Source organism: uncultured Caballeronia sp., from assembly GCF_964243625.1.
Taxonomy (GTDB): Bacteria; Pseudomonadota; Gammaproteobacteria; order Burkholderiales; family Burkholderiaceae; genus Caballeronia.
Genome location: NZ_CAXTGZ010000328.1, coordinates 1 through 6,764, shown reverse-complemented (window position 1 = coordinate 6,764; position 6,764 = coordinate 1). Strand labels below are relative to the sequence as shown.

The 6,764-nt window shown below is 60.5% G+C and carries 7 protein-coding genes, 1 pseudogene and 1 riboswitch; of the genes and pseudogenes, 3 read left to right on the top strand and 5 right to left on the bottom strand.

Annotation, left to right across the window (positions count from 1 at the left end):
* A partial coding sequence (locus ACFFAR_RS20550; RefSeq protein ID WP_375508364.1) for a hypothetical protein occupies positions 1 to 535 on the top strand: 535 nt, incomplete at its 5' end.
* Positions 536 to 596: 61 nt separating this feature from the next.
* Here ACFFAR_RS20550 and ribB read toward each other — a convergent pair.
* From ribB to glpD, 3 genes are all read right to left on the bottom strand, one after another.
* Complete coding sequence (gene ribB / locus ACFFAR_RS20545) at positions 597 to 1,343, bottom strand: 3,4-dihydroxy-2-butanone-4-phosphate synthase (RefSeq protein ID WP_375508363.1); 747 nt, start codon at positions 1,341 to 1,343, stop codon at positions 597 to 599.
* A gap of 130 nt (positions 1,344 to 1,473) precedes the next feature.
* Positions 1,474 to 1,656, bottom strand: a riboswitch (FMN riboswitch).
* A gap of 101 nt (positions 1,657 to 1,757) precedes the next feature.
* Positions 1,758 to 2,516 carry a helix-turn-helix domain-containing protein gene (locus ACFFAR_RS20540; protein WP_174364045.1) on the bottom strand — a complete coding sequence of 253 codons (759 nt, stop codon included), beginning with the start codon at positions 2,514 to 2,516 and terminating at the stop codon, positions 1,758 to 1,760.
* A 127-nt stretch (positions 2,517 to 2,643) separates the two neighbouring features.
* Positions 2,644 to 4,224: a glycerol-3-phosphate dehydrogenase gene (gene glpD / locus ACFFAR_RS20535; RefSeq protein WP_375508362.1), complete on the bottom strand. Its 1,581-nt coding sequence runs from the start codon at positions 4,222 to 4,224 to the stop codon at positions 2,644 to 2,646.
* Between the two features lie 230 nt (positions 4,225 to 4,454).
* Between glpD and ACFFAR_RS20530 the strand changes: the two genes are divergently transcribed.
* Entirely contained in the window at positions 4,455 to 4,835 is a 381-nt protein-coding gene (locus ACFFAR_RS20530) for a hypothetical protein (RefSeq protein WP_174364043.1), read from the top strand.
* Positions 4,836 to 4,866: 31 nt separating this feature from the next.
* Here the strand turns inward: ACFFAR_RS20530 and ACFFAR_RS20525 are convergent, their stop codons facing one another.
* Entirely contained in the window at positions 4,867 to 5,064 is a 198-nt protein-coding gene (locus ACFFAR_RS20525) for a hypothetical protein (RefSeq protein ID WP_062000698.1), read from the bottom strand.
* 269 nt (positions 5,065 to 5,333) lie between these two features.
* Positions 5,334 to 6,113, bottom strand: coding sequence for a DeoR family transcriptional regulator (locus ACFFAR_RS20520; RefSeq protein WP_174364042.1), 780 nt, complete (start codon positions 6,111 to 6,113; stop codon positions 5,334 to 5,336).
* Between the two features lie 497 nt (positions 6,114 to 6,610).
* Here ACFFAR_RS20520 and ACFFAR_RS20515 point away from each other — a divergent pair.
* Positions 6,611 to 6,764, top strand: a pseudogene (locus ACFFAR_RS20515) (ferritin-like domain-containing protein); the annotation flags it as partial.

Genomic DNA, 6,764 nt, shown 5'->3' with positions numbered 1-6,764 from the left:
TGGCAATGACGTGGAAGCACAGCCAAAACGCCTCTGGGACGCCGGTTTCCGCCGCTATTTCCTGCTGTGCATCGCATTGGTCGCGGCCTATGTGGGGGCGACTATCGTAGTGGTGATCACGTGGATCCTCATGCGGCTGGCGGGATTGTCGAGCGGGACATCGATGGCAGCGACTGCCACGCTCGCCATCCTTGCGCTTTGCGGCATGAGCTACGTGTCGGCGCGCCTTGCGCTGCTGTTTCCTCACACCGCGGCGGGTGGGCGGCTTGCATGGCGCGCCGCGTGGGAAGATTCACGCGGGCATTTCTGGGCGATTGCATCGACGGCCGTGGTCGCCATCTTGCCGATCGTGGCGATTGCGACAGTGTTCACCGTGGTCACGGAGATGCTGGCGACGGCAGCTTCCACCGATAGCCTGACCGTGGGTTTGCTGGTCGTGCAGAGCATCGTCACTCTGTTTTACACGGCGACGACCGCGACTTGCTCGGTTTGGCTCTACAAGAAGTTCGGAGCGGTTTTGAAGGCGCAGCCTTGACGTTGTGCTTGAAGAAAAAAACGCGGCTCTCGAGCCGCGTTTTTTTTGTGTGGAAGCCGCGTTAGACGGTTTCTTCAGCCGCGTGCGTTTCCTGAAGGGTTTCCCGAGCGTCTGCCAACGCCATCCGGAAATCCGCCAGTTCGGCGATGGTCAGCACCGGGATATTCCGCTCCTTCACGAACGCATCGATTTGCGCGCCTCGTGCCATCGTTCCATCCGGGTTCATGAGTTCGCACAGCACGCCGGCGGGTTTCAGGCCCGCGAGAATCGCGAGATCGACCGTCCCTTCCGTATGTCCGCGCCGCGTGAGAACGCCGCCCGGTTGCGCACGCAACGGAAACACGTGACCCGGACTCACGATATCGCCCGGCTTCGCGCCATCCGCAATCGCCGCGCGAATCGTCGTCAGCCGGTCCACGGCGGACACGCCTGTGGTCACGCCTTCGCGTGCTTCTATCGATACCGTGAAGGCCGTGCCGTACTTGCTGCCGTTGTCGGCGACCATGGGCGGAAGATGCAGCGCGCGCACGGCGTCGTCCGGCAGGCACAGGCACACGATCCCGCTGCACTCGCGGATCATCAGCGCCATGCCTTCAACGTCGAGCTTTTCCGCCGCGTAGATCAGGTCGGCTTCGTTTTCGCGGTCATCGTCGTCGAGCAATGCAACGGCGCGGCCTTCGCGCAAGGCTTGCAGCGCGGCGGCGATTCGGGGAGGGGTCTTGACGGAATTTTCGGCCGAGCGAAGTTGCTCGAAGTCGGCGAATGCGTCGGGAGTGAAGCAATTGAGGCTGGAAGCAGCTACGGACATGATGAAACGCTCTCGCAAAAGAAATGGGCGAAAAACGTTTCAGGGCATTGCAAACAGGCAGAACGGCACGCAACACCTGGCGCGGACGTCAAAACGCCACGACAAACACGCGATGCGAACATGACCATCTGCACATCTTCTCTCATCCGGACTATGACCGTCGGCTCTGGCATCTCACCAGATCTGCTGACCCCGTGGTCCGGTTCGTAAAAACACTACGATCCGGTCCACTGGCGCTCGCGGGCTCGCATCGGGCTTTGAAAACCTGACGCATACCGCCGGTGGGGAATTACACCCCGCCCTGAAGACGTACTGATTTGTCGCTGGACACTTAAAAACCGCGACCAATTTCAGGATACAACATGCCAGCCAATGTTGCAGCGCCGCTTGGTGGCGGCGCGTTGGCTGGCGTACTTAATTTGTCTCGTCGATACGCCGCGAGTCGCCCGGCACATGCCAGCGCGGTGGCGTTTCCGCATTCACCGTGACCTGATACGCACGCGCTTCCGTGCTCCCGGGATTGCGCAGCGCGTGGGGCTGGTCGGCGTCGAAGACAATGGCGTCGCCAGTGCCGAGCAATTGCGTGCGGTCATGCACGCGCAGCTCCAGCGTGCCGTCGCTCACGACCAGATTGACCGTGGTGCCGGGCGGCCTGGGGCTGCCGGTCTCGGTGTGCAGCGGCGCGATGCGCAACTCATGGAATTCCGCCGATGCCGGCGCGCTCAGCGGAAACAGCGGTCGCGCCGAAAAGCGTCCATTCGATGTCACCAGCCGCGTCGACTGATCGGCCGCGAGAAACTCGATGCCGTTCGTTGCATGACGCCGCAAAAACGCCGCGACCGACACCTTCAACGCGCCGGCGACCTTGTGCAAGACCTTGATGGACGGCACGCTGCGGGCCGATTCGATCTGCGCGAGCATCGCACGGGAAACGCCGGATGCGCGGGCGAGGGCGTCGAGTGAAAGCTGGCGCTCCGCCCGCAGCCTCGCCAGGTTCACGCCGACAAGATATTCCAATGCGTCGCTTGCTTCCTGATCGCTCGTCTGAGGAACGTGTTCCTCAAGATGGATTTCCGTCGATGTCGCCCGCGTTGCCTCGGCGCGTTCGGCCGGCTCGCGTGCGTCGTACGATTCGCGTACGAGTTCCAGCGATGAATAAGCCGGTGCAACCATGATGAGCCTCCATTCGGACATGCCGCGCAGACCGGCGCGGCATCGGTGAAGGAAAGACTAGCATCGGCAGAAGTTGCATCAAACGAAGATATCGTCACACCGTTATCAGGCGCGGCAGGATAGTTTTTTACACGGCGGTTCGCGATGGAGCCAGCGGCGCGGATTGAAATTGCGGTTGCGCCCATGCTTGTGTTTGTGCAAACCATCCGTCGATACGCCGCGTCACCTCATCCAGCGATCCGGGCTCCATATGCAAGCCCAGTTTCGAGCGGCGCCACAGGACGTCGTCGGCGCAGGTCGCCCATTCGTTGTCGCGCAGATAGCGCAGTTCGGCTTCGTAAAGGCCTGGCGCGATGGCTTCGCCCAGACCGGTCAGCGAGGTTGCATCGCCGAGCAGCTTTTGGACACGGGTTCCGTAAGCGCGTGCATACCTGTGAGCCAGATCCGCCGGCAGCCATGGCTTGTTCTGCTTCAACGCGGCGAGGAATCTGTCGAAATTCGCATCGGCGATATCACCGCCCGGCAGCGGCGCACCTTCCGTCCAAGTCTTGCTTTTGGCGGGAGACTGGAGCGCGTCGCCGAGTTTATCGACGGCTTCTTCCGCGAGCTTGCGAAAGGTCGTGATCTTCCCGCCGAACACCGATAACAGCGGAGCCTGGTTCGCGGGGGTATCGAGTTCGAGCAGATAGTCGCGCGTGACGGCCGATGCGTTTTCCGCGTTCTCGTCCTCGAGCAAGCCGCGCACGCCGGAATAGCTCCAGCAGACGTCGCCGGGGCCGATGTGCTTCTTGAAGTACCGGTTAATCGACTCGCACAGGTAAGTGGTCTCTTCGGGACTGATGGTCACCTTCGATGTATCGCCGTGATACTCCAGATCCGTCGTGCCGATCAGCGTGTAATCGTGCTCGTAGGGAATTGCGAAGATGATGCGCTTGTCCGGATTCTGGAAGATGTATGCGTGGTCATGTTCAAAGAGGCGGCGCGTGACGATATGGCTGCCCTTGACGAGGCGCACGGTATGGCGCGTGTGTGTGCCGCTGCCAAGCGACCCTTTGAGCAGTTCGCTGACCCACGGACCCGCCGCGTTTGCGATGGAACGCGCTTGCACGTCGAACGTCGCACCGTGGTCGTCCACGAGCGTGGCATGCCACACACCGTCGTTGCGCGCCGCGCTGACAAGCCGCGTGCGGGTCTTGATCACCGCGCCGTGTTCCTGCGCATCGACCGCGTTCAGCACGACCAGGCGCGCGTCGTCCACCCAACCATCGGAATACACAAAACCGCGCTTGATCGAATCGATGAGCGGCACGCCGGCGGGGTGTTTGCGCATGTCGATGCCTCTCGACCCCGGCAGCAACTGGCGCCGCGCGAGGTGATCGTAGAGGAACAGGCCGGCGCGGATCATCCAGGCCGGGCGCAGGTTGGGCATGTGCGGCATCACGAAACGCAGCGGCCAGATGATGTGGGGCGCGGCGCGCAGCAAGACTTCGCGTTCCTGCAACGCCTTGCGCACGAGCGAGTATTCGCCATATTCGAGATAACGCAGGCCGCCGTGAATGAGCTTGGTGCTCGATGACGACGTATGCGACGCCAGATCGTCCTTCTCGCACAACAGCACGCTCAAACCCCGGCCCGACGCGTCGCGTGCGATGCCCGTGCCATTGACCCCGCCGCCCACGACGAGCACATCGAAAAGATTATCTTGCATCGCTTATTCGCCTCATTTGCCTTCGCCGCGCTCCGGCAGAACATAAATGTTCGAATTCGAAATTTAACGAACAAAAACGAAAATGTAAAGTCGGCTGATCGGCTAACGCTTCGTTTTGGCGAATATTCTCGGTTTTCGGTCGTTTACCAGAGCAACAGGCCGTTTGGCCGAGTGGCGCGAAGGCGGCGTCAGACCGATACTGTGGAAAGTGAAAACCGGGAGTAAAGACAATGCGAAAGTTGCTGGTGGCAGGCGCGTTTGGGGCGCTGGTGCTGGGCGGATGTGTTTCGACGCCCGATATGTCGGGGTCGATGGGCGCGCCTTCCTTGAGTGCGCTGCAGTCCATGTGCGGTTCGACCGCCGTGGATTACGGCGCGGATGCGCAGAGCGTGTACTCAGCGTTATTCGATGCGTATGTGGCGCAGAAGCGCGGCAAGGTATCGAAGGATCAGTTCTGCGCGTTCCAGGCGGGGATCGCGGACCAGCATTCGGCGTTCGCGGCCAGCCGCACGACCGAAGCGCAAAGCGCATGGGCGACGTTCTTTGCCGATCAGCGGGCGCAAGCGCTCAGTTGGCGCGCCGCCGTCGATCCGACGTTGCGCGCGGGCTGAATGAACAAAGGCGGGTTAAACGAGGCGAGGATTACGAGTACCGCTTGATTGCCTTCATCGTGGAGTCGCCAGTAGCCGTGAGGCTCCAGAGCTGAAGTCCCGATGCGAGATTCTCCAGTTGCACGAGCTGACGCTCGAGGAGGGCGTCGAGTTCGTCGCGAACCATGTCCATCTGGTTGGGTGCTTCCTGTAGCAGGAGCAGCGTGGCAAATTCGTGCGGACTGAGCATCGTGTTCTCCATGACGCGTTAAGCGAGGCAGGAACTTCGAGCCGGCAGACCTATGGCGAAAAGCCGCTTCCTGAGCCTTGGAAGGCGGCGCTGCGTAGCCGGGATTTGATTGTATGCAAGCGCCGCTCGAGTGCCAAACGCTTGCGCAAAATAATGGGTTTGACTTTTGGGAGGCGCGAAAGCGGTTCGGCGGGAGCGGGAAAACGTAGAAATTACCTGAGGTTCGTGCCGCAGCGCACACATCGATTTCGGTTGCGCTCAACGAAACCTTACTCGGCGATGTACACCTGCGTGTTCGCAGCCGTGAGCGTTTCGGCCATTTCCGGCGGCGTGGGGGCATCGGTGAAAAGCGCGTCGATCTGGTTCAGATGACCGAGCCGGACAAGCGCCGGACGGCCAAATTTCGAGTGATCGGCGGCGAGGAAAACGGTGCGTGCGTGATTGATGATCGCTTCGGCCACGCGGACCTCGCGGGTATCGAAGTCGCGCAGTGTACCGTCCGGTTCAATACTCGACGCCCCGATGATCGCAAAATCCACCTTGAACTGACGGATGAAGTCGATGGCAAGCTCGCCCACAATGCCTTTGTCCCACGGACGGACAATGCCGCCGGTGATCAGCACTTCGCAATCGGGGTAGCCGCTCATCATGGCCGCCACGTTGAGGTTGTTCGTTATCACGTGCAAGCCGCGGTGCCGGTTCAGCGCCCGGGCAACTTCCTCGGTCGTGGTGCCGAGGTTGATGAAGAGCGAAGCCTGATCAGGAATATGCGATGCAACCAGCGCGGCGATGCGGCGCTTTTCATCGTGGAACATGCGCTGGCGCGCCGTGTACGAGACATTCTCCGAACTGGTCGGAAGGCTCGCGCCGCCGTGGTAACGGCGCAGCAGGTTCATGTCCGAGAGCCAGTTGACGTCGCGGCGAATGGTCTGTGGGGTGACGTCGAAATGTGTGGCCAGGTCCTCGACGGTCACGAAGCCATCGCGTTGCACCCAGTCGAGCAGCTCTTGCTGTCGTGCGTTCAAGGTGATGCGGGGATCTCGAGTCATGGCGTCCGTACGTGCGCTTCAATGTCGTGAGGTGGCCGTATTGTAAGGGATAGGCCGCATCGACTGGACGTTAAGGCCGTGCGGTGTAGACATCTGCACAAGCAAACTCCTTAGGATGGCAAGGTCGATCGATGAACGTCGATATCTCGCAGCTTCAGGTGTTACAACCGTCCCACCTGTCATCCGCAAACAGCAGTGTCATTGCGCTTTGGCGAAATCGACTTGTAAGCAAGACCAGGCCGCGCTGTTCGCGCACTGGCAACTTACTCCCATGACTCGGTATGATTTGTGCTGAATTAAACAGTATCCGGAACTGACCCATGGCTTGAGCGGTCTCTCTTCGTGCCTGCAGCTTCGCTATAACCCGGCTAATATGCAGGCTCAAAGAAGTCCTCAACCACATGAGAACGCCATGACTTCGTTGTTCGTGGCGTTGCCTGATTTTCGGCCGGTTTGGCTGACGGCGCGTTCAATACAGATTTGGGAGCGCGATATTTATGCACACTGAAAGTACCCATGTGATGCCTTGGCGGATCGAAGACATCGACCTGTCCCGGATCGACCGTCGCAAGGCGGCATCCAACGAACATCTGCTTTTGTTGCTATGTGCGGCCTCGTTCATCGAGAGCGGCACCGATCTCTACACGAGCA

Excerpts from the sequence above, each read along its gene's own strand:
- ribB (WP_375508363.1), bottom strand. The coding sequence starts at position 1,343 with ATGTCCGTAGCTGCTTCCAGCCTCAATTGCTTCACTCCCGACGCATTC.
- ACFFAR_RS20540 (WP_174364045.1), bottom strand. The coding sequence starts at position 2,516 with ATGGTTGCACCGGCTTATTCATCGCTGGAACTCGTACGCGAATCGTAC.
- glpD (WP_375508362.1), bottom strand. The coding sequence starts at position 4,224 with ATGCAAGATAATCTTTTCGATGTGCTCGTCGTGGGCGGCGGGGTCAAT.
- ACFFAR_RS20530 (WP_174364043.1), top strand. The coding sequence starts at position 4,455 with ATGCGAAAGTTGCTGGTGGCAGGCGCGTTTGGGGCGCTGGTGCTGGGC.
- ACFFAR_RS20525 (WP_062000698.1), bottom strand. The coding sequence starts at position 5,064 with ATGCTCAGTCCGCACGAATTTGCCACGCTGCTCCTGCTACAGGAAGCA.
- ACFFAR_RS20520 (WP_174364042.1), bottom strand. The coding sequence starts at position 6,113 with ATGACTCGAGATCCCCGCATCACCTTGAACGCACGACAGCAAGAGCTG.